The sequence below is a fragment of the Methanocellales archaeon genome (assembly GCA_028715985.1).
Classification (GTDB): Archaea; Halobacteriota; UBA148; order UBA148; family UBA148; genus UBA148.
The window spans coordinates 45,867-67,575 of sequence record JAQUQR010000003.1; the positions used below are offsets into that span (position 1 = coordinate 45,867).

Consider the following 21,709-nt stretch of genomic DNA (forward strand, 5'->3'; position numbering starts at 1 on the left):
TTTGATTTATGAAAAGATAAGACTTGCTGTTTTTTTTGTAAAAAAATTCACTTATAGGCAAAATTTTGGCAATGTATATTTAAGAAAGATAAGAAGTAATATGTTCATGATGGCCTGTGAAGAGTGATTTAGACTTAAAAACCTATGAAAGAAATATCTACGAAAGAATCGATTTGCTTATTCGACATTTTCATGCTGTTTCTGATAAACTGGTAGATGAAGAAGACGTTAAATCGAGTATTATCGACAGGTTTATCGATATTTTGGGTTGGGATTTAGGCGATACCTTAGAGGTCAAAAAAGAGCAAAAAACCGAGGGCAGAAAAAAGGCGGATTACGCCCTAAAAGTTGGCGGGAAAACAAAAATTTACATCGAAGCAAAAAGTCTCGACAAAGACTTGGAAAAAGGATTCGATAAGACACCCGGCGAGGGAAAGAGGACATACATTGAACAAACCATCAACTACGCTTATAACAGTGGCGTAAGCTGGGCGCTACTCACAAACGGAAAACGATGGATATTATTCAATGCCTATTGGAAAGGGACTCACAGGGACAGAATTGCTTTCGATCTCGAAATCGAGGATTTCCTAAAGGACAACAATTTTGACAAAATCAAGCTTCTTGCCAAGGAATATGTTGTAGCTGGAAAATTAGACGAGTATTTCAAAGAGAGGCCTTTCAGAAATCCTGTTGATGAAGAGGTTGTAGCCTTCCTGCTTGAATGCCGAAGAGCCTTAACGGAATCCGTAATTAAAAATAACGAGGGCAAATACACCACCGACCAATTAAGAGAGGGTATACATCGCATTTTGGACAGGTTGGTGTTTTACAAGATTTGTGAGGATAGAGACATCTTGGATTATGGCAGGATCAAGAAAACTTTTGATATATTCCGAGAGGATAAATCCAGTCAATCTTTCGTAATTGGATTAAAGTCGTACTATGACTGGTTCAATAGAATCTATGATGGCGAAATGTTCGGTCCGCATTTTTGTGAAGAATTCATCGTGGATAACAGTGTCTATGAAATGCTGGTGGACGGATTATACCAATACGATTTCGCAACGATCGATGCTGACATATTAGGCAGAATCTACGAAAATTATCTCGGCAACACCCTGCAGGAACTGGAAAAAGGCTTGAAGTGGGTTATCGATAGCAAAGAACGAAAGAGATTCGGACAATACTACACTCCGCAGTACGTTGTCGACTACATCATCGATAATGTTGGGATCACCAGAGACTCCAAAATACTGGACCCTTCCTGTGGCTCTGGCGCCTTTCTGATAAAAGCCTATGACAAGTTAAAACTTCTAAATCATGAGCATGTAAAGCGAATAGCAACGAAGAAAAAACACAACATATCGGAAGAGGATTTCAAAAAATGGCAGGAGGAAGAGCTGCCGAAGATAGAGTCAAAAAGCATCAATCAAATTTTAGCGCGAAACATACATGGTGTAGACCTCAATCCTGAATCGGTAGAGCTGACAAAGATCAATTTGTGGCTCAGAAGCATCCAGAAAGACACCCCTCTGAACAAACTGGAAAATAACATCGCATGCGGTAACAGCCTGATTTCTGGCACAGAAGAGGAATTGAGAAAATATTTCGGGGATGACTGGGAAGAAAAGCGACCTTTTGATTGGGAAGAAGAATTTAAAGATATTTTTGATAAGGGTGGGTTTGATGTTGTGATGGGAAATCCGCCTTATATTCGATTTGACAACCTGAACGAAGATGAACGGGAATATCTTTTCTCGAAATACAAGTCGGCAGTCCAAAAGTGCGATATTTTCTCATTCTTCATAGAAAGAGGGATTCAAAATCTAAAAGAAAGAGGATTTCTTGGATTTATTGTTTCTTCATCGTGGTTTTCCCAACATAGTTTCAGCAAACTCAGAAAATTAATTCTTGATGAATGTGCCATAAGACAAATTATTTTAACGCCGGAAGATACTTTCAAAGATGCCGCAGTTCAGACCGTAATAATTATTCTTCAAAAAACAAACTCGAAAGAAATAAGAGACAAAAATCAAATAACCGTTTGCCGATTCGCTAAGGATATATCTATCAATAACAAGCACTTGATACCGCAGAATATCTACCTTGAAAACAAAGAAAATCTCTTTATCTTGGATTGGACCCCATCCCATAGAAAGATGGATAAGAAATTTGCCATTGCAACTGAAGAGCTGAAAAATGTAGTTGATTTGTCGTTTGGCATAATGACTGGCGATGACTCCAAATTCACATATTCTGAAAAACAACATCCGACAGAAGATAAACAAGTGCTTCGCGGGGGAAACGTTAAACGTTATAGAATATCTTGGAGTGGCGAATATGTCTGGTATGTTCCAGATGTCATGCGAAAGCATAAAGACACTGCGAGACCAGGCGAATCGGCCAGATTTGAAACGGAAAAACTTATCATAAAACGTGAAGGAGCAGGCTCTATAACCGCTGCGATAGACTACGATGGATATTATACAATTGGCTCAACCTTCATAGTGAATAAAAAAGATCCGCAGTACGATCTCAGATATATATTGGGACTTTTGAACTCTAAACTTCTGAATTATTGGTATGGACAGCGCTATAAAACAGTGACGCAGTCGATAAATTCCTATCAGAAAATTCCTGTGAAAAAAGCATCTAAATCCGAGCAGGAGCCAATAATAAAACTCGTCGACAAAATGCTCTTCCTCCACAAAGAGCTTCCAAATATTAACACCAACTTCTTTGATTATGTCGATCTGCGCCCCAAGTTGAAGGATACCAACCTCGGCTATTACTTCAACCTGCTTAAAATGAACGACAAAAAAGTGCTGAACAATGCCAATGGCCTAAAAGGTAAAATCAAGAAGGTCAAAGCAAGAGAAGAAGGCGAATGGCTTATCGTTTCTGTGGATTATGGGGATGAGAACAAGAAGTCGGTTGAAGATTTTGATGTCTTAAAATGCCGATTTGAAAATCTAACCTTCACTAAATTTATCAAGCATTGCATACTGGATTATGGCAAGAGCATCGGCGAGGGAAATATCTTGGACCGAATTTTGAAGATGGAAAACATACCGATTTTTGATAACAAGAGCGATGTCAAGAATCAGCAAGTCATCGATGAAATCATGGGTTCGTTCTTGCCTGCATCAGAACGGAAGGAGAAAATAGAGAAGGAAATCGAAGAGACGGATAAAACGATCGATCAAATGGTTTATGAGTTGTATAGTCTAACCGAAGAAGAAATTAAAATCGTTGAAGCCTCTGCTTAAAATGTCCAATCAAAAGCCTAAAAACACCAATTCTTATCTGGTTACGAGTGAAGTGATTATAGAAATGAATGATTAATCCAAACATCTGCAAAAGACATAGGGCGATTAAACTACCCCCCCACATATTTTATCGCATCTCGCTTGTGATCACAAGATTGAAAATCAATTTTTACTTTAGGAACTAATGAAAGCACAGCAAGTATTATCTAGTTACGGTGAAATGGGAATTGAAAATCATTTAGTCAAAAATTTCTGGTTGGATTTTTACTTTGCGATCTGCTGTTGATTTAGTCTCTTCATCTTTCTCTTTTTGATTCATTACCAAGTCTCTAAACATGACAAACAGATGATACGTAAATATATTTTGAAGTTGGAGAACTGCGAAAACCAATGCACTCGTTTCTTTGACTAAATTTATAAATTCAAAGTACGATAGTAGAACTTTATTGTTACGATCAATAAAATCAATTCTTTTGTCTAAAATATCAATTTTATACGTTCTGTGAGAAATAGCGTTTCTAACTTTCCTATTAAAGCCTTCCGTTAATATTTTATAATGTTTTTCTTTTTCCACTTTTTGAATGTTTTTGTATAGATCTTTTTTCCTTATATTTTCATAGTCTGGTTTTTCGTCTTTCTCTAATATTTTCAGCAGTCCTACAATCACCCGCAATTGTTTTTCGTAACACCCTGACAATTCTGAATATATTTCTATATATTTCTTAATCTGTTGTTTTCGTATATATCTATGCTCTTTTTGTAAGTATTTATAATGACCAACTAGGGGATCACACAAGGTATGAGCGATAATATATGCATCATCGCTTTCGCTAACGTCATCTAAAAAATCACGCACAAGGTATGTTTTTCCTTTTGCCTTAAGTTCTAGTGATAATTTTTCAATGAGCGATATATATTCAAGATATCTCGTATTTTTTAAATATTCTAAGCCAGATGGAATTTTGGGTCTCAAAAACTCGATGCCATCCTCTACTGCATGTATTTCTTGAGGGATTTCTGGGATCGCTATGCGTAACAGTTTATCAATGAGACAATAAGTGCGAGAGATTTTTTCTGTTTGAGATATCTGGGCAGATTCTAATATATCTATCTCTTTTAAACCTTCCAAAAAGTTCCTTGATTTTTCGTATAGTTCATCTTCAAGCTTTTTATCAAGCACTTTACCCTTACGCAAATCCTTTCCCAAGAGATTCGAAAAGAATTTAGGCATTTCCGTCGTTAATACTTTAATAACATTTCTAAGCTCTTTTTCACTAAGCTCTTTTTCCGTTATACCAGATTGTGACATAGTTTTACACAATACCATATTTGGCGAAAGCAATAAAAGCTCCGATTAAGTAGAATCTCAAATATACTAACTTGCCATCATCTCAGTCAATCGTTCTATCAAATAGGTGTTAGTGACAAAATCATCATACGAAACACCCCTCCAAATCTCATCTGGCCAAGAGTGACCAAGTCTTATCGGCTTACGAACATCTTCCGATCATCTATATGCTCCGGTGGGGATTTGAACCCCAGTCGCAGGAGTGAGAGTCCTGCATGAATGACCTTCAGTTCTGGCTGAATTTGGCCGGACTACACTACCGGAGCGTTAACTTTCAAGTAGAACTAACACCTATATATATCTTAAGCTGTAACTTCCATTCATAGGGGATGGGTGCCTTTTGAAGAAGCTGGTCGATCTGGGTGTATTGCCAATACGCAGTAGGAGCTCTAAAGGATATACCCCACATCTGTTGATCTCATTCAGGTCAGAAAAGCTACATGCATTTGGAATCGATACCACGCCTCACGAAGATTCCCAAGCCCTTTTGATAACCCATGCGCATTCGGATCATCACGGTGGCTCTGCGATGCTCTCCCCAAGCTCTGTAGCATCTGAAAAAACCGCGAAAGCGCTTGAGATCCTATATGGAAGAAGATTTGTTGGGACGACCTTTAACGTGGGTGATTGTGTGGATATGGATGGTGTTAGGATTCGAACGCATCCGACAGGACACACCATAGGTGCCACAGCCTTTTCTTGGGAAAACGAGGTCGGGACCACCATTCTGGTAACTGGAGACGTCAAGGATGCATCCCATCTTCCAAGATGCGATGTTCTCGTTACGGAAGCGACCTACGGGGACCCTTATGATCCACAATGCAGGTTTAAGGACGATATAGATGCCTTCAAGGATGCCATTAGAGAGAACGTTGCATTCGGTGCCTATTCATTTGGTAAGGCCCAAAGGGCGGTCAAACTACTTCGTAGCCTGGGGTACAAGGACGAGATCGGCATGGACAGTAAATCCTTGGAATTGACCAGGGAATTGATGGAACACATGGGGTCGCTGGTAAGCTTGGAAGAAAATGGCAAGATGAGCATCGTTCCACCACGGGATTTGCATCGCTTACCAGATCATCTGGATAAATTTGTATTAACCGGGCGAAGTTGTTCGCATCAGCGAATCAAGATAAGCGATCATCTCGATTTCAATGGCCTGATAAAGATGGTGCGCGATTGTAAACCCGAGGTTACGATCCTCTATCATCCTCTTGGAAGCAGGCCGTCAAAACTCGCCCAATACCTTAACGAGAATGGATTTACAGCTATTTCAATAGATGCAATCACGAATGTGATGATTCACTAACGATTTTATCTACTTTTGCCGTTTTATAAAGAATATCCCAATCTAAAGCAGTGGAAATACACCCATCCGTTTCCAATTGAATGCCAATGGCCGGTACCCCAAATCTATGACATAAGTCCTGTCCATCTTTCACTTCTGAAATGCAACCAACACCCAAGATCGCCTCTGGTTTATATTTTAACATCATTCGCTTGATGAAGCTTGATCCCGGGACGACGAAAACTATGTAACCCATGGACTCTAATTTCTTTTTCGCCCCCCCGATGTTACACCGACCGCAGTTGATGCATTGGATGCCCTCGGGTGAGAGCTTCGCCGGGCAGTCCACTGAGCGAAGACACTGGGGCAGGAATATCGCCTTCTTTTCAAAGGGAAGACTCTCAAACCTTTTCAATGAGACCTTGTTTCTCACTCGAATGACGACATCATCCACTATAGAGTCATCCACCTTGAACAATCGGAAGAGTGCCTTGACAGACCCCTCCAAAGCCAATATGCCTGATAGCACCACATTTGGGAAAGGGAAAGTACCAGTCCTGAATGAATATATCACAAATATCGCGATGAATACTGTCGTTACTACGGTTATTAAGAGGAAATAGACGATGATTCGTCCAATCACCGAGTAAAGGGAATCTAACATGCATATCGTTATAAGCAAACATAACTTAATAATACCACTGCTTGGATAGGTCTTTGCACGAACAGGAGGGGGAGGTCAATATCCAAAATAAAATAAATACGATCGTTACAAAAAAAGAGCTAGCTCCAACCATCAAATTATTTGAGGTATTCGCTCCACTGGTTGCCAGGAAAGCTAAGCCAGGACAATTTATAATCTTGCGAATAGGTGAAAAAGGAGAGAGAATACCATTGACCATTGCTGATTTTGATGCTCAAAAAGGGACGATCACCATCATATTTCAAGAAGTTGGAAAGACCACCAAACTATTAGGGCTTCTAAAAGAGGGTGACCGCATCTCGGATTTTATGGGTCCCTTGGGAAATCCCACAAAGATCGAAAAATACGGGAGAGTTGTCTGTATCGGCGGTGGGGTTGGCGCGGCTTCTCTCCCCCTTAAGGCCAAGGCATTAGGAGAAGCCGGAAATGAGGTCATCTCCATCATCGGAGCCAGAACCAAAGAATTGTTGATATTAGAAGAAGAACTGCAGAAAACAAGCGATGAACTTTACATAACGACGGATGACGGCTCCAAAGGACATCATGGTTTCGTTACAGACATTCTGAAAAAGCTGATCGATGAGCGAAAAAATATCGATCTGGTGATAACCGTCGGACCGGTCATAATGATGAAGGCAGTGGCCAATGTTACGAGACCACACAACATAAGGACGATGGCGAGTCTAAATCCGATTATGGTGGATGGAACGGGAATGTGTGGCTCTTGTAGAGTGAGGGTAGATGGCGAGACTAAGTTTACCTGTGTGGATGGGCCGGAATTTGATGCCCATAGGATTGATTTCGATCATTTGATGACCAGACTGCAAAGATACCTGACAGAAGAAAAGTTGTCCTTGGAGAGGGCAGGGATGGGTTAAGTAAAGATGACGCTTAGAATACCGATGCCGGAGCAAGACCCCCTAAAGAGAATTCAAAATTTTGGGGAAGTGGCCCTGGGTTACAGCGCAGATCAAGCCGTTTCCGAAGCCAAAAGATGCTTGCAGTGCTCTGAGCCAGGCTGCATAAAAGGTTGTCCTGTGGGGGTTGACATACCTGATTTTATCCGGTGCATCAAAGAGGGCAATTTTGATGAGGCCATTAAGATAGTGAGGAAAAAGAACCACCTGCCTGCGATTTGTGGACGCGTTTGTCCTCACGAGAACCAATGTGAAAAATTCTGCTTGTTGGGCAGGAAAGGAGAGCCAGTTGCCATCGGTAAACTTGAAAGGTTCGTTGCTGATTACGAGCGCCAAAAGGGATTTGGAATTTCAAACAAGCCCAAGCCTACGGGCAAAAAAGTGGCAGTTGTGGGCTCCGGTCCAGCGGGAATAACCGTTTCTGCGGATCTAGCAAAGCTTGGGCATGATGTAACTCTTTTTGAAGCTCTTCATGCTCCCGGTGGAGTGCTCATTTACGGTATCCCTGAGTTCAGGTTGCCGAAGGAAATAGTGAGAGCAGAGATCGATTACATAAAAAAATTTGGAGTTTCCATTAAAACAGATGTTGTCATAGGAAAAACCATCAGCGTAGATGAGCTTCTGGAAGAATTCGATGCGGTGTTCATAGGAAGTGGTGCCGGCTTACCGCGCTGGATGGACATACCCGGTGAGGACCTATGTGGGGTCTACTCTGCAAACGAGTTTTTGACGAGAATTAATTTGATGGGTGCATATTTGTTTCCGGAGTACGACACGCCCATCAGGGAAGGCAAAAAAGTGGCAGTGGTTGGAGGGGGCAATGTAGCCATGGACTCTGCCAGAGCAGCTCTGCGCTTGGGGGCCGATGAAGTGTTCATCTTATACAGGAGAACGGAAAAGGAAATGACTGCAAGGCAGGAGGAAATAGAGCACGCCAGGGAAGAGGGAATCAAATTCAAGTTTTTAACCCTCCCGACGAAAATCTTGGGCGACGAGAAGGGTTGGGTGAAAAAAATCGAATGCGTTAGGATGGAGCTGGGAGAGCCGGACGAATCTGGTCGAAGAAAGCCCATCCTAATAAAAAATTCTGAGTTTACGATTGACGTCGATACCGTGATAATAGCCATCGGACAAAGTCCCAATCCCCTGATATCAAGAACGACAGAAGGTCTACAAGTTACTGAGAGGGGCACCTTGGTGGTCGATGAGAATGGCATGACGTCCAAAGAGGGGGTATTTGCCGGTGGTGACATCGTTTCTGGTGCTGCCACTGTGATCGAATCCATGGGGGCAGGCAAGCTAGCTGCCAGAGCGATTCATGAGTACGTATCCAAAAAATAGCATGGGTCTCTTTCTTAAACTAAAAATATTAAGGATAAGGACATTTTTCAGTATCTATGCCCATAGTTGTAGAATCTGTATACGCCCTCCCGTCCAACGCCATTTTTCTTGAAATAATAGCCAAACACAAGTCCTGCAACCAGCCCACCCAAATGTGCTTGCCATGAAATAGAGGGCATTAATGACAGTACTAAGAAACCGCCAATCACTGCAATCCAGAGTGGTATTGGGATGGGAAGGGGGATAATGAACACCCTTAGATTAGGTCTTAACACGGATAGCGTACCTCCTAGCGCGAATATTGCACCAGAGGCGCCAACTGCGATCGAATCTGGGGCTGCCAAAAAAACAACGAGAATATTGCCGAGTATGCCGCCAACGAAATATAGTTTTAGCAAATCTCTTCCACCTATTAGACCTTGGAGGTAATTGCCGAAGAAAAACAGCGTAAACATGTTGGCAAATAAGTGCCAAAGGCCACCATGCAGGAACATGGAGGTAACCAATGTCCAGGGCCTTTCAAAGGCTAAAGAAGGCTGAAGACCCAGATTATTTATTATCAAATCCGGATTTATCAATGTGATGATGAACATCACTGCGTTGGCTATTATTAATTTCTCTATCACACTCGTATCATAACCAAGAACTCTCACTAATCATACCTCTCTAACTTCCTGCTTTTTAGTTTATCCTATATTAAACTCTGGCAAACATTATTGTTGTGGGTCCGCCTTGTTTTTCCCAGCATTTCGGACAATTCGTGACCCAGGAGTAGATCCTGACTGGCTTCTTTCGCTCCTTATTTTCAACAAAATCTATGAGTTCGGTTATCTCTTTTTTCAAACCCTTGAATGGGCCGTGATAATATTTTGAATAAAGAGCTGTAGGGCCCCACACTTCCACATCAGGATCATTTTCTGGAATTTCTTCTATGGCAATCAACATGTTTGCAGAAAAGAATCCGGTTTCATCATCGAGCATCATGTAGGGTGGTTTGACCCTATATCCATTTTCTTCGATTCTATCCATGCCCTTTTTGATTGCTTTACTAATGCCAATCGGCATGTGAAGAAACAAGAAATGCTTTGTTCTATAGAAGGCTCTTTGATCCCAATCATGTTTCTTAAGGTCCCAATCCCGTTTATCCAATATTGGGCAATTGCAATCGTTTTCCATTTTTAGGCCACCTTTTTTATTTGCCATATCTTTTCTAACTAATCTGATAAAATGTTTTATTTTCTTTTGGTTTTAGTTAGTTATTTATTTGGATTTCAACGTTTTTACCATTTCCCTCAAGTCCATACGCTACTATCCATTATTTTGACCAGATAATCCATCTATATGTCTTTTTTAGTAAATAAGAACTTGAAAAATAGCCGTTTTTCATCTTGAAAGCTCTCTTTCTACCACTTTTTTTAGAAAAAAGTCCTATTGATTTTTTTATTCAGAATCCTGCTGAAGAAGATCTCTTCCATCCTTGCTGAAATTTCAAATACTTCCCTTTTTTCAAGCTTAAGGTTTTCCCACCATTCGAGGCCAGAGGCTATTTTTTGATGTATATATTCACTAAATCTGGATTCCTCTTCGTTTAAATTTGGATTAACATATTCTGGTCCGTAAGATCTCAAAAATACTTTATTAGTTAAGATTGTTAAGTCCCTCCAGTGATCCATTACAAAGTGCAAATTATTGAGTGAGGCCCCAATCGTTTCCATATCCTTTTCTGTAATTGGAATGTAGCTACAGTTTATAAAATTCATTCTTATGTTTTCAAATTGTGTTGCCTCCTTTTTTTGTTGGGAAGTTAATTCTCCCTTAAGTCTCCAAGGGTCGCACATGGGGCGCGTTATAGCGGGCTTCCTTTCACTCTCTGTCTGGGAAGTGCATATCGCGCTAAATGGAAAAGCCTTACATTGCGTGGGTCTATAGCTTTTACCAAAAATTTCGCATTTCTTCTCCTTCGGCTCAAAAAATACGCAGGCGAAAACCGGTATATTGAACCCATCATCAGTCTCGTAGAGCATTACGATATGCCGAAATCTAAATATTGATACCAAAACTTTCTGGTGTTCAAAGAGGTCTCTAAGGTGTGTAAGATCCATTTTTTCCAGAAATATATCCAGATGGGCACTTGGTGGCACAAATGTACGATAAGGTGCTAAGGCGTGTGAAAGACCAGCTTTTAGCAATTCCTGAATTTCTTGTTTAGAAACGACCAATCCCGACCTTACGATATCTTTCGTAATTACGCCGATGTCTCTGCACCTCATTAATTCGTTATTCAGGAGCTCTCTTGTTTTAGTATCCCTTATATGGCTTACTACAATTTCATTAATCGGGGAGAAGCAGCAATATCCGCATCCAGAGCAATCGACATCCATTATTTTGTCCTCACCAATTTATCATCAATCTCACTATTATTTATCTTCTGGGCTTTCTGCTGATATCTATAATATCGATAATAAACTCCAATCTTCTGCTTTAGCATCTGATATCATTAATACCTTTAAAAACTTAAAGGCGTCTTTTTAGTTAACTGTATATAAATTTCGTTCTTTGGTCTTATCTTATTTTTCCAATTTTATCGCTTGGTCTATCAGGCTTTCTTATCCTTATTTTTACAATTTCTTTTTGAACTCATTTCAAAATCAATTAATTCACTTTAAATTTCGCTATGGTACATCTTTGAATGTAAATTAAGAAACTTACATCAAAAGTAAGAAAATGAGCAGAATTATCTTTGTTTAACTAGAAATAATGTCTTAGCACTATATACACTATACTTAAGAAAGATTAGATGAAACTAAAATAAGAGTAAACTAAAGGTAGACCTACCTTATAGATGAGGAGAAAACCATGAACGAATTATTACAGTTTTTGTTACGAGTTCTTTGGTTTTTAGCTGTTCTAGGATCAATGTTTAAAGCCTTTAGTATGGGAAGACTTCTTTTATCTATAAACGCCGATAAAGAAATGAAATTACCAAAAAGTATTAGCAATCGGATTTATGGATTGATTGTTATTTTAGGTCTAATTATTTCAGCCGATTTATCAATAAATGGACTAACATTGAGATCTTATATATTACTAATCATTGCTGTTTTCTTTGGTTTATTTAGTATATCTGATTTTTTTAATAGACAATTTCTTTATAACATAACGGTAATTTTTCCTTTATCCGCTTTCCTAGGGCACTGGACTGGACTTTTGGCTGCCCAAGTAGAGTCTCCTGCTTATTTAGAGTTAGCTATAATTACGATTCCATTTATTTTACCATATACTCAATATAAGCTAATTTTTAGGAAAGAAAAGTTAGCAGAATACATCAGCGAATATATTCAATATATTCAAAATCAATCTTTCCAAACCCAAGAAATTAAAAAGTTTACTAACCAACTTAAAGAGTTCATCCATCTTTATCGGGAGTATTTATCTAGTTCTTCCGAATTAAAAAGCTTGGAAAAAAACTTATATCTCAAAGTATTGCTACAACCAAAAAAGACGAGTATTTTCAATAATAAAAAATATGACGAACTAAAAAGAAAAATTAAGATTTTTGATATTCTACTATCTGCTTATACTGAAATATCAAGTGTTTTAAGTGGCGTTTTAAGTGGTGGAACTTTTGTGGGAAGTTCTGGTGAAGAGAGTATATTGATAGCAATAGGTCATTTTAATGATTATTTATTTTATCCTCACAAAAAACATTCAAAATTTAATATTTATTCAGAATTTACAAAGGGAAAAAGTACGATTTTGGAAAGACTATGTGTAAATTATTATTTAATGTTTTATCTCACGTATGTATCTAATAGTGATAATTATCCTACTTATTTGGAGAACTGCAGAAAATGCCTTCAAAGGCGAAAATTGGCTTTTAACGAAAGAAGGAAGTTTATACCAGCAACTGAATCTCATAAAAAATTTATCGAAAAACCTATTGATAAGCTTGATGATATAGAAAATAAAATCAAAGAAGAAAATAAAAATTAAATCAACATTGGCATCTATTTTAATAGGCATGTAAACTAGAAAATTATCGATAATTCATGCAATCCACAAATATGATCGAAATTTACAACAAACTTCTGGAGAAGTTGGGCGCACAGCAATGGTGGCCCGCAGAAACCCCTTTTGAGGTGGTGGTTGGAGCCATACTGACCCAGCGAACGAAGTGGGAGAATGTGGAAATGGCAATTCACCATCTGAAGGAACACAATCTGCTGGATCCCGAAGCACTCGCCAAGGTCGATAGGGAAAAACTGGAGTCTCTGGTTAAATGCACGGGCTTCTACAGGCAAAAGGCAGAGCGAATACAAATTGCTTCACGATATTTTGCTGAAAACCGTTTGATGTCTCAGATTTCTCTTGATCATTTAAGGAACGAGCTGCTCTCGCTAAAAGGCATCGGAAAGGAGACTGCGGATAGCATCCTTCTCTATGCACTGAACAGGCCGAAATTCGTCATTGATGCATACACGGTTCGCATGTGTAATTGTTTGGGTATATCAGGAGGATACGATCTGTTGCAGGAACGGTTCGAGGGCGAGTTACCCCCAAATATAACTCTATTCAAAGAGTTTCATGCTCTGATTGTCAAACATGGGAAAGAATTTTGTAATAAGCATAAATGTGATGAATGCGTACTTACTTCTAGCATAGTATCCAAAGACTGAACTAGGGCGAGGAAATATGGTGAACAAAAATCAGTTCGTCAAAGACCTGAGAATATGGGACAACGTGGATACCCTCTTCGCGGTCAAGTACAAAAAGCCGCCAAGAGAATATGCATCTGGGTTTTGGTTTGAGTTTAGGGTTGGCGATAATAGCGGTGAGATCACGGCAAAATACTGGGGGGACAGGGACGAAGAACATGTAAAGGAAATCTACGAGATATTCCAAACGAACGACATAATCCACATCACAGGTAGAGTTAGCGAGTTCAGAGACAGACGGGAGATAGCCCTGGATACAACGAGCACCATAAGGAGGTGCGAACCCTCTGAGTACGATATAGGTGATTTTGTAGCGAAAACGAGCAAAGACATGGATCAGATGATGCGGGAACTTCTGGAAATCGTCGATTTTGTGAAGAACCCGCACCTGAAGTCTCTTCTGCATTCCTTTTTCGATGACCTGGAATTCGTCGGGAAATTCAAGAATTGCCCGGGATCCATGCATAGACATCAAAATTACATCGGCGGGTTGCTCGAGCACACGCTGAATGTGGTCAAATTATGTAGTGCAATGTATACGCTTCATCCTTCCTTGGACAAGGACTTGCTTTTGACTGGCGCGATCCTCCATGACATAGGGAAGATAAAAGAATATGATGTAACGACAAGCATAGATATCTCCGAAGAAGGGATGCTGAGGGGTCATCTGATAATGGGAGAGCAGATGGTGCTGGACAGGATAGAAAAGCTTGAGAATTTCCCGGATATCCTCAGGCTGAAGTTGGCACACATCCTCCTGAGCCATCATGGGCATAACGAATACGGATCGCCGAAGAAACCGCAATTTCCAGAGGCCCTTGCGATATATCATGCAGACGAATGTGATGCAAAGGTAGATTATTGCCTTCGTCTTAAGAAGGAGGCCGAGACAGAAGACCCCTGGATATACACCAAAGATTTCGAGCATATCTATCTTCGCTGATGGGAGGCCAAAATGGAGCACATCACTTCTGATGATATAGGAAGTTTTCCACTTCCCAAGGGTGTGGCAAGACAGGACATAGGGAAGATGGTGATCAGCGATCCTGATCGGTATGAGCGATTGGTGCAGGATATCATGCGAATGAAAATGTTATCTGGAATTGAAGTTCTAACATATCCACAGCTACAAGATATGATCTCTCAGTTTTTGGATCCCATAGCAAATCCAAAGAACTGGGGTGATGAGCCCTTGGTGATTAAAGAGGGCAAAGCGAAGATCAACGAGCTCAGTGCCATAGAGCCTGTTGCAAAGGAGCATCATGATGCATCGGGCGAAGCCTTGGGAATAAGGGTCTGCATTACAGGGCCGGTCGAACTGCATATCAGGGGCTATGGACCTGTGATCTATGCTGACGTGTTAGAGAGTTTGACAAAAAGTTTGTCTCATTTCGTGAAAAATTGCATTCTGAGAAAAAAACATCTTGAGACACGGGTTATATGTATCGATGAACCCAGTCTGGGAGTCGATCCCCAATTGATCTTAGAGGATGACGAATTGCTGACTGCCCTGGAGCAAGTGTCCGATCCAGCGAAGGGAATGGACATGCAAATTCATCTCCACTCCCCCTTGGAGGCTGAGAAAATATATGAAGTGGAGGGCATAAACGTCATTGGCATTGAATCCGCATCGACGCCAGGCAGTATGGATGTGATACCGAAGAGCGATCTGGACAAATATGATAAGTTTTTACGCGTTGGCATCGCTAGAACTGATATAGATGCTATGGCAGCTGAATATAGGGATGCGACTGGAATTGATATATGGAGAGATACAAGTAAAGCGCACCAGATGATCAACGAGATCGAGAGTTTAAAGATCATGACGATGAGGCTCGAAAGTGCATCCAAGAAATTTGGTGACAGGATAAAATATGCTGGTCCTGACTGTGGTCTGGGCGGATTCATTCATCAAGAGCTCGCTCTAAAATTACTCAAAAATGCAGCCGTGGTAATCTCACGGTTTAATATGGGTAATGGGTAAATGGGGCGTGACGTTGCACCAACACAGCGATTGGCATTTCATCAGGGATTTAATCGGTATTAAGCTGATAAGTTAAGTTCATTGACATAGGGATTGTGTTAGGCTAGATTAGATTGGATTAGTTAATACGGATTATGATAACGCTGGCTAAGTCGCTAAAGCTGCAGAAAAGGCGGTAAAACTCACCTTAGCAAAGGCTTTCTATCAAGGCTTGGATCCATTTATCCAAATTATTGCAATATTCTGGCACACACTCCCCTCCACTGCAACAAACGCATGGAGAGAACATGCCATCTGCCATCATCAACTCGTATTTTGAATAAGGGGATCTCCTGAAATCCTTTACTGATCTGCCACCTTTTTGGATAATTCTATGAATAGTTCTTGGGTTAAGTCCCCTCTCCTCAGCCAACTCTTCTATTGATTTGTCTTTGAGCAAATCAAAAGAAAACCACTCCGGGAGTTTTCTCATCTTGGTAATCCTTGATCTTTTTTTCTTGATGCTTGCCCAAGATCGGTCGGGAAACAATTTTATTAATTCGTCTTTTGATGATGAAGCGTGCCCTCTAAGCAGCTTGATTTCATCTTCGGTCCAACCTTTCATACCATCTCACTCATTGACTGGGTTTACAAGGATGATGTTGTTTCCGCGTACCAATACTGATCCTAGAACTCTTGATCTTTCTCCATCTACGATCTCTGTCGTATTTATTAAATGGAGGTTTAGGTATTCATCTACAATTTCTAATGTGCCCTCAAGTGTAAATTTTTCGCCTTTCATCTCAATCTGAACTTTTGAGCCAATTAAGCTTTTAACTTTGTCATTCGGGAACAAAATATAATCCTCTGTACATTATTTGCCATTAATTACCTATAAGTTTTCCGCTGTTCGTATCGTATGCCAAGCCAACACACCAATAGCCCGGTACGGATTCGAACCGCAGTCACAAGGTCCAGAGCCTTGTATGATTGACCACTACACTACCGGGCTGCTATTGTATCTATTCTACCAAGGTGTGTATTAACCTAATGATACCTAATAAATATCCATTCCATTATGAATAACTCTATACTTATAAAGAACCTTATTATGTCTAAAAGGTGAATTCCAACTAAAATTGACAAGATACTAGCTAATAAATATTAATAAAGATAATTCTACGGTAAGAATATGTAAAAAGAATGTTCAAGACTTAGGCTGAAAGACGCTCATGTATATACACTCTTCTGGTGGCAGGCCCATCTCTTGTTGCGGTTCCTCCGTAAATTTAATTGGGGCGCCCCTTATGAGCACCATTGGAATTTGTTCATCGGCTTCCCCCATGAGGATTTGTGCTGCAGAAACCATGTCATCAGCTATCGCCCTAAACGTCACCTTCAATTTCTTTCCAAATATGTCTTCCCTTCCCCTGCAGTCTTCTACGGGCTCTATACCTGCAGTTGCAAGTGCAACGCCTATCACCCCTCTTTTAAGCGGAATAACTCTACTATCTCCTATGACTATCCCTATCTTCTTTCCAGCTTTCTTTTCGACATCTTTTCGTATCCTATCTGCTGTTTCTTGGGGGTCCTTTGGCAGCAGTACCACACAATCCTCAGGAGCATTGGAGGAGTCCACCCCCGCATTGACAACGAACAATCCATCTTTCTTGGTTAACAACACGCCTCTCGTCCCTCCGTAGACCTCATTGGCTTCTTGGAGAACGACCTCTACAATCTTGGGATTAAGATCATATTTTTTAGCAATTCTCATTGCATCTTCAGATGGATTCACGCGATCCAATTTTTTTATTCTACCTTGGGAAGTGGCAACTGCGCTTTCTGCGATCACTATGACATCCCCATCCTCTAAGGGCAACTTCTCCTTCTCCAACACATTCAGCATCACTTTTGCAATATCATCCCCGGGCCTAATTATCGGTGTCTCGAGAGGGTATAACATCATCTTTTTCAAGCATTTCACCTGTAAAGATATTTTACGTCCTTTTCCCTTTCAAGTGCATCTCTGATCAAGTTGCTTATCAGGGGCAGGTTGAAAGATTGTGTCTTTAACTTCCTTATCAAATCGTTGATTTGTAATATAGTGCCGATGACGATGATGTCCGCTCTTTTTATCTCGCCGGACATCGCTCCCATGGGTATGGCTGCATCCCCTCCCCTGGCGAGCATTTCCTGTTTTATGATCAGAGCCTCTGGGGCTGTTACGTTTTTGATGAGCATGACCCGAGACACGGTCTTTTCCCTCATTATCTTTGTGCCCGCCTCAGTCACATCAAGAGACCTCATCAGCTCGACTGAATCTTCTGGGTTTTTCAGGTAATCGATCTTGATGACCTGATAGGCTCCATCATCAGTCATGATCTGTTTTCCTCGTATAGCTGTTGCCATTCTGATCACATCCCTTGTCTCCTTTATGTCATGTGTTCTCACTATATGCGCTCCTTTATACACGGCGATGGCAGTGCATGCTAAAGTGCCCGCCAATCGATCAGAAGGCTCTGCTATGCCTAAGACGTCGCCGATAAAGGATTTGCGGGATATGGCCACTAGGATGGGTTTTCCGAGTACCAGAAGCCGTTCAAGCCCGCTTATGATGGCTAGGTTGTACTCGTAGGTCTTTTCTTTTACCCATCTGCCAATGCCGGGGTCGATGATGATCTTGCTTATTCCCTTCCCTTCGGCCAATGCGATGCTATCGACCAAAGATGCCACGATCTCGGGAAATGTAAGGCGATCGCCAGGTTTTCCCCTGGATGCCATCAATATAGCTGGCACATTAAAATCAGATATGACCTCTGCCATATGAGGATCTTTTTTTAATCCACTGATATCGTTTATCATACATGCGCCCATGTTCAGCGCCATCTCAGCTATCTCTGAGTATTGCGTGTCCACAGATGTGGGCACACCTAGGTCTACAACATCTTTTAAGGCGGCTAATAGTCTCTCTTTTTCCTCTTGCACTGAAATTTGTCTAACGCCCGGGGCAGTAGATCTAGCGCCAACATCTATCATGTCAGCCCCCTCCTCGACCATGGTGGACGCTCTTTTACCTACCTCGTCTCCACTGACTATAGACCCCTTATAAAAGGACTCCTCGCTCAGGTTTATAACGCCCATAATCTTTGGGGGGCATGAATCGCCCATGTTGACAATTTCATCGCCGGTCATCAATCATGCCTCAGTGTTTGAAGTGTCGTATTCCGGTGAAAACCATTGCAATGTTGTGCTCGTTTGCAGCGCGAATAACCTCTTCATCTCTGATAGACCCGCCGGGCTGGATTATGGCTTTAATGCCCGCTTTGGCTGCCACATCTATTGCATCTCTGAAGGGGAAGAAGGCATCCGATGCCATGCAGCTCCTCTGTGATCTCTTGCCAGCTTTTTTTACCGCTATCTCGACGGCATCAACTCTACTCATCTGGCCTGCACCGACGCCCACGGTCTGCTCGTCGCTGGCGAGCACTATGGCATTGGATTTTACATGCTTAACAACTTTCCAACCGAACAATAGCGTTTTCATCTCTTCCTCGCTTGGCTTTTGCTCTGTCACGGTCGTCAAATTGCTTACATCCAGCACATCCCTGTCTTGAACTAAAAGACCGCCAACGACTTTTTTCATGTCCTTCTCGGTCGTTTTGATGAGAGTTTTGATGAGATCGCCCACCTCCAGTACCCGCAAATTCTCTTTCTGCTTCAACGTCTTTAGGACCTCGTCACTGTAACCAGGGGCTATTATTGCCTCCACAAAAGTCGATGTGATCTCTTTCGCAGTCTCAAGATCGCATTCTCTGTTCAATGCAACGATGCTTCCATAGGCAGAAACAGGGTCTGATGCATGCGCTTTCTTATATGCCTGGGAAATATTGTCACTGCACGCAGCCCCACACGGATTGGTGTGCTTTATTATCACGACCGCGGGTCTTTCAAATTCCTTCACGAGCTCTAGGGCGGCATCCAGATCAACGATGTTGTTAAACGACAGCATCTTTCCATGGAGCTGGATGGCGTTGGCTACACACGCCCCTTTGAAATCCGGGTCCCGGTAGAAAGCTGCTTTTTGATGTGCATTCTCCCCATACCTCAAATCTTGAATTTTCTCGAACCTAAGTGTTAAGCTTTTTTTCATCCATCGATCACGACCTTTCGTCCAATCACTCTCAGTTTGCCATCTGCGAACAGTTTAATGGCCTCTAGGTAAAGCCCCGTCTCTTCCTTGAGAATTCTCTTGCGCAATGATTCAACGGTGTCATCCTCTCTGACCTGCACAGCACTCTGCAAGATTATCGGTCCGCAGTCGACGTTTTCATCCGCGAAGTGAATCGTACAACCAGATATCTTCACGCCATAATCTAATGCCTGCTGCCACGCATTCAGGCCTGGAAAACTCGGCAGTAAAGCAGGATGAACGTTCATGATCTTGTTTCTATAAGCAGATATAACCCTGGGGCTCAAGACCCTCATGTAGCCATCCATCACAACCAGATCTACGGAGTCATCCTTCAGGCAGGAGATCAATTCTTCATCATACTCCTCACTGTCAGGAGAGATGATCACGATGTTATGCCCCTTTGCCATATCTGAAATGTGCGCATTTGGACCGTCACAGATTACTACTGTGATGTTCACGTTTAGCTCGCCTTTCTTAATGCTCTCTAGGATGGCTGCTAAATTTCCTCCCCAGCTTGAGGCCGATGCAAGTATGCCTATATTTATTCTTCGCACTCTCTTAAGAGGACGTATGACCCGACTCTCTGTTATGATTGCATCTGCTGGAACGTCATGGTGCTCATTTGGTATCTCATCCAAGACCTGAGAATCATAAGCCAGCGCTACTATGATTGCATCATCCCTAACTGAGGACAAAAAACGATCATAGAAACCCAGGCCATAGCCAAGACGATACCCTCTCATGTCGAATGCGATGCCCGGAACGACGATCAAGTCTACTTCGCCCGCAGAAATGAGCTTTGGGTCCTTTGGCTCCGGAACGTCAAAAGCATCCAACTTTAGTTCATCCAAATCCAGCAGCTCTGATACAGCGAGCTCTCTCTCCTCTAACTTCGTAACTGGAACTGCGATCCTCTTTCCCCTCTTCATCGCCTCTTTTATCATTCTCCTTGTATGGACTTCACTCCCCTTCGAGATGTAAAACATGACCATTTTAGCTTTGTCAAATTCCTCCAACTCAAGAAGCTTTTTTTCGATCTGCAAACTTTTGCATAGTATCTCTTCACTGGACTGTGCATCCCTTATTGCGAGAATCTTGTTTTTGATGCACTTCTTCATGTAATGTTACCCTCTTAATGTGTTCTTCGCTGAAACTAAGGTATTCTTCATCAACATGGCTACGGTCATGGGCCCAACGCCGCCAGGTACGGGCGTGATGGCCGAAGCTTTTTCCTTGACCCCCTCAAAGTCCACGTCGCCACAAAGTCTCCCTTCAATCCTGTTCATCCCAACGTCGATAATCACTGTTCCCTCTTTTATCATTTCTTTTGTGATTAGTTTGGCCCTGCCAGCGGCAACAACCAATATGTCTGCTTGCTTTGTGCACTCTCCCAGATCCTTCGTTTTTGAGTGGCATATTGTGACGGTCGCATCTCTATTCAGAAGCATCGCTGCAAGTGGTCTACCGACGATCTTACTTCGACCGACTACAACAGCATGCCTCCCTCTCGGGTCCACTCCAATCTTTTCTAGCATGAACACTATCCCTGAGGGCGTACAAGGCGATATGTTTTCGTTGCCGATAAGCAGGTTACCTAGGTTAAGGGGGTGAAATCCGTCGACATCCTTTTTTGGCGAAACCTTTTCTAAGATCACCTCTTCATCTAAATGTGATGGCAAAGGAAGCTGGACTAGAATACCATGAATCCTTACATCGTCGTTTAACTCCAGGATTCTTTTGATCACCTCTTCCTGTCGCACCCCTTTTGGAAAAATGTGCTCTTCGTAATATATTCCTATATTCTCACAAGCTCGTCTTTTCATCGAAAGATAGGTCTTTGATGCAGGATCTTCCCCGACGGAGATCGTAGCTAAACCAGGGCTTATGCCGTAGTCCCCTCTCAGCTTTTTAACCTCTCTCGCAACTTCTTCTTGGAGTTCGTCAGCGATCTTACGGCCGTCGATGATCAT

At 41.7% G+C, this 21,709-nt stretch carries 20 protein-coding genes and 2 tRNA genes; 8 read left to right on the forward strand and 14 right to left on the reverse strand.

The window, feature by feature from the left end; genetic code table 11:
• Positions 1 to 116: 116 nt before the first annotated feature.
• Positions 117 to 3,272, forward strand: coding sequence for an N-6 DNA methylase (locus PHI74_04095; GenBank protein MDD5485193.1), 3,156 nt, complete (start codon positions 117 to 119; stop codon positions 3,270 to 3,272).
• Positions 3,273 to 3,510: 238 nt separating this feature from the next.
• Here the strand turns inward: PHI74_04095 and PHI74_04100 are convergent, their stop codons facing one another.
• Positions 3,511 to 4,599, reverse strand: coding sequence for a hypothetical protein (locus PHI74_04100; GenBank protein MDD5485194.1), 1,089 nt, complete (start codon positions 4,597 to 4,599; stop codon positions 3,511 to 3,513).
• A 189-nt stretch (positions 4,600 to 4,788) separates the two neighbouring features.
• Positions 4,789 to 4,886 (reverse strand) — tRNA-Glu (locus tag PHI74_04105).
• 74 nt (positions 4,887 to 4,960) lie between these two features.
• On the opposite strand from PHI74_04105, the gene PHI74_04110 reads away from it, so the two are divergent.
• The gene (locus tag PHI74_04110) at positions 4,961 to 5,929 is read left to right on the forward strand and encodes an MBL fold metallo-hydrolase (GenBank protein ID MDD5485195.1); all 969 of its coding nucleotides are present in this window, start codon (positions 4,961 to 4,963) and stop codon (positions 5,927 to 5,929) included.
• On the opposite strand, the gene PHI74_04115 is transcribed toward PHI74_04110, so the two are convergent.
• Complete coding sequence (locus PHI74_04115) at positions 5,907 to 6,551, reverse strand: DUF116 domain-containing protein (GenBank protein MDD5485196.1); 645 nt, start codon at positions 6,549 to 6,551, stop codon at positions 5,907 to 5,909. The genes PHI74_04110 and PHI74_04115 overlap by 23 nt on opposite strands.
• 62 nt (positions 6,552 to 6,613) lie before the next feature.
• Between PHI74_04115 and PHI74_04120 the strand changes: the two genes are divergently transcribed.
• Positions 6,614 to 7,489, forward strand: a complete 876-nt coding sequence (locus PHI74_04120) for a sulfide/dihydroorotate dehydrogenase-like FAD/NAD-binding protein (protein MDD5485197.1) — start codon at positions 6,614 to 6,616, stop codon at positions 7,487 to 7,489.
• A 6-nt stretch (positions 7,490 to 7,495) separates the two neighbouring features.
• The gene (gltA, locus tag PHI74_04125) at positions 7,496 to 8,869 is read left to right on the forward strand and encodes an NADPH-dependent glutamate synthase (protein MDD5485198.1); all 1,374 of its coding nucleotides are present in this window, start codon (positions 7,496 to 7,498) and stop codon (positions 8,867 to 8,869) included.
• Positions 8,870 to 8,916: 47 nt separating this feature from the next.
• Here gltA and PHI74_04130 read toward each other — a convergent pair whose 3' ends face one another.
• The 3 genes from PHI74_04130 to PHI74_04140 all read right to left on the reverse strand — a co-directional run bounded on the left by PHI74_04130 (position 8,917) and on the right by PHI74_04140 (position 11,250).
• Positions 8,917 to 9,522 (reverse strand): rhomboid family intramembrane serine protease, encoded by a 606-nt coding sequence (locus PHI74_04130; GenBank protein ID MDD5485199.1) that lies wholly within the window; start codon positions 9,520 to 9,522, stop codon positions 8,917 to 8,919.
• A gap of 43 nt (positions 9,523 to 9,565) precedes the next feature.
• The gene (locus PHI74_04135; protein ID MDD5485200.1) at positions 9,566 to 10,072 is read right to left on the reverse strand and encodes a hypothetical protein; all 507 of its coding nucleotides are present in this window, start codon (positions 10,070 to 10,072) and stop codon (positions 9,566 to 9,568) included.
• A 212-nt stretch (positions 10,073 to 10,284) separates the two neighbouring features.
• Positions 10,285 to 11,250 carry a hypothetical protein gene (locus PHI74_04140; protein ID MDD5485201.1) on the reverse strand — a complete coding sequence of 322 codons (966 nt, stop codon included), beginning with the start codon at positions 11,248 to 11,250 and terminating at the stop codon, positions 10,285 to 10,287.
• A gap of 475 nt (positions 11,251 to 11,725) precedes the next feature.
• On the opposite strand from PHI74_04140, the gene PHI74_04145 reads away from it, so the two are divergent.
• Genes PHI74_04145 through PHI74_04160 form a run of 4 tightly spaced genes read left to right on the forward strand, consistent with a single transcriptional unit; the run spans position 11,726 to position 15,568 of the window.
• Positions 11,726 to 12,862 carry a hypothetical protein gene (locus tag PHI74_04145; protein ID MDD5485202.1) on the forward strand — a complete coding sequence of 379 codons (1,137 nt, stop codon included), beginning with the start codon at positions 11,726 to 11,728 and terminating at the stop codon, positions 12,860 to 12,862.
• Between the two features lie 56 nt (positions 12,863 to 12,918).
• A complete protein-coding gene (locus PHI74_04150) occupies positions 12,919 to 13,545 on the forward strand; it encodes a DNA-3-methyladenine glycosylase (GenBank protein MDD5485203.1) in 627 nt (208 codons plus the stop codon).
• A gap of 16 nt (positions 13,546 to 13,561) precedes the next feature.
• Positions 13,562 to 14,527, forward strand: coding sequence for an HD domain-containing protein (locus tag PHI74_04155; GenBank protein MDD5485204.1), 966 nt, complete (start codon positions 13,562 to 13,564; stop codon positions 14,525 to 14,527).
• Between the two features lie 12 nt (positions 14,528 to 14,539).
• Entirely contained in the window at positions 14,540 to 15,568 is a 1,029-nt protein-coding gene (locus PHI74_04160; protein ID MDD5485205.1) for a hypothetical protein, read from the forward strand.
• A 187-nt stretch (positions 15,569 to 15,755) separates the two neighbouring features.
• On the opposite strand, the gene PHI74_04165 is transcribed toward PHI74_04160, so the two are convergent.
• From PHI74_04165 to folD, 8 genes are all read right to left on the reverse strand, one after another.
• Positions 15,756 to 16,172: a hypothetical protein gene (locus tag PHI74_04165; protein ID MDD5485206.1), complete on the reverse strand. Its 417-nt coding sequence runs from the start codon at positions 16,170 to 16,172 to the stop codon at positions 15,756 to 15,758.
• Between the two features lie 6 nt (positions 16,173 to 16,178).
• Complete coding sequence (locus PHI74_04170; GenBank protein MDD5485207.1) at positions 16,179 to 16,403, reverse strand: LSM domain-containing protein; 225 nt, start codon at positions 16,401 to 16,403, stop codon at positions 16,179 to 16,181.
• A gap of 83 nt (positions 16,404 to 16,486) precedes the next feature.
• Positions 16,487 to 16,559 (reverse strand) — tRNA-Gln (locus PHI74_04175).
• 195 nt (positions 16,560 to 16,754) lie between these two features.
• Positions 16,755 to 17,513 (reverse strand): coenzyme F420-0:L-glutamate ligase, encoded by a 759-nt coding sequence (gene cofE / locus PHI74_04180; GenBank protein ID MDD5485208.1) that lies wholly within the window; start codon positions 17,511 to 17,513, stop codon positions 16,755 to 16,757.
• 14 nt (positions 17,514 to 17,527) lie between these two features.
• Complete coding sequence (gene folP, locus PHI74_04185; GenBank protein ID MDD5485209.1) at positions 17,528 to 18,739, reverse strand: dihydropteroate synthase; 1,212 nt, start codon at positions 18,737 to 18,739, stop codon at positions 17,528 to 17,530.
• A gap of 10 nt (positions 18,740 to 18,749) precedes the next feature.
• Entirely contained in the window at positions 18,750 to 19,697 is a 948-nt protein-coding gene (gene purH, locus PHI74_04190) for a bifunctional phosphoribosylaminoimidazolecarboxamide formyltransferase/IMP cyclohydrolase (protein ID MDD5485210.1), read from the reverse strand.
• Positions 19,694 to 20,857, reverse strand: coding sequence for a phosphoribosylglycinamide formyltransferase (purN, locus tag PHI74_04195; protein MDD5485211.1), 1,164 nt, complete (start codon positions 20,855 to 20,857; stop codon positions 19,694 to 19,696). The genes purH and purN overlap by 4 nt, the downstream gene beginning before the upstream one ends.
• A gap of 6 nt (positions 20,858 to 20,863) precedes the next feature.
• Positions 20,864 to 21,709: a bifunctional methylenetetrahydrofolate dehydrogenase/methenyltetrahydrofolate cyclohydrolase FolD gene (gene folD / locus PHI74_04200; GenBank protein ID MDD5485212.1), complete on the reverse strand. Its 846-nt coding sequence runs from the start codon at positions 21,707 to 21,709 to the stop codon at positions 20,864 to 20,866.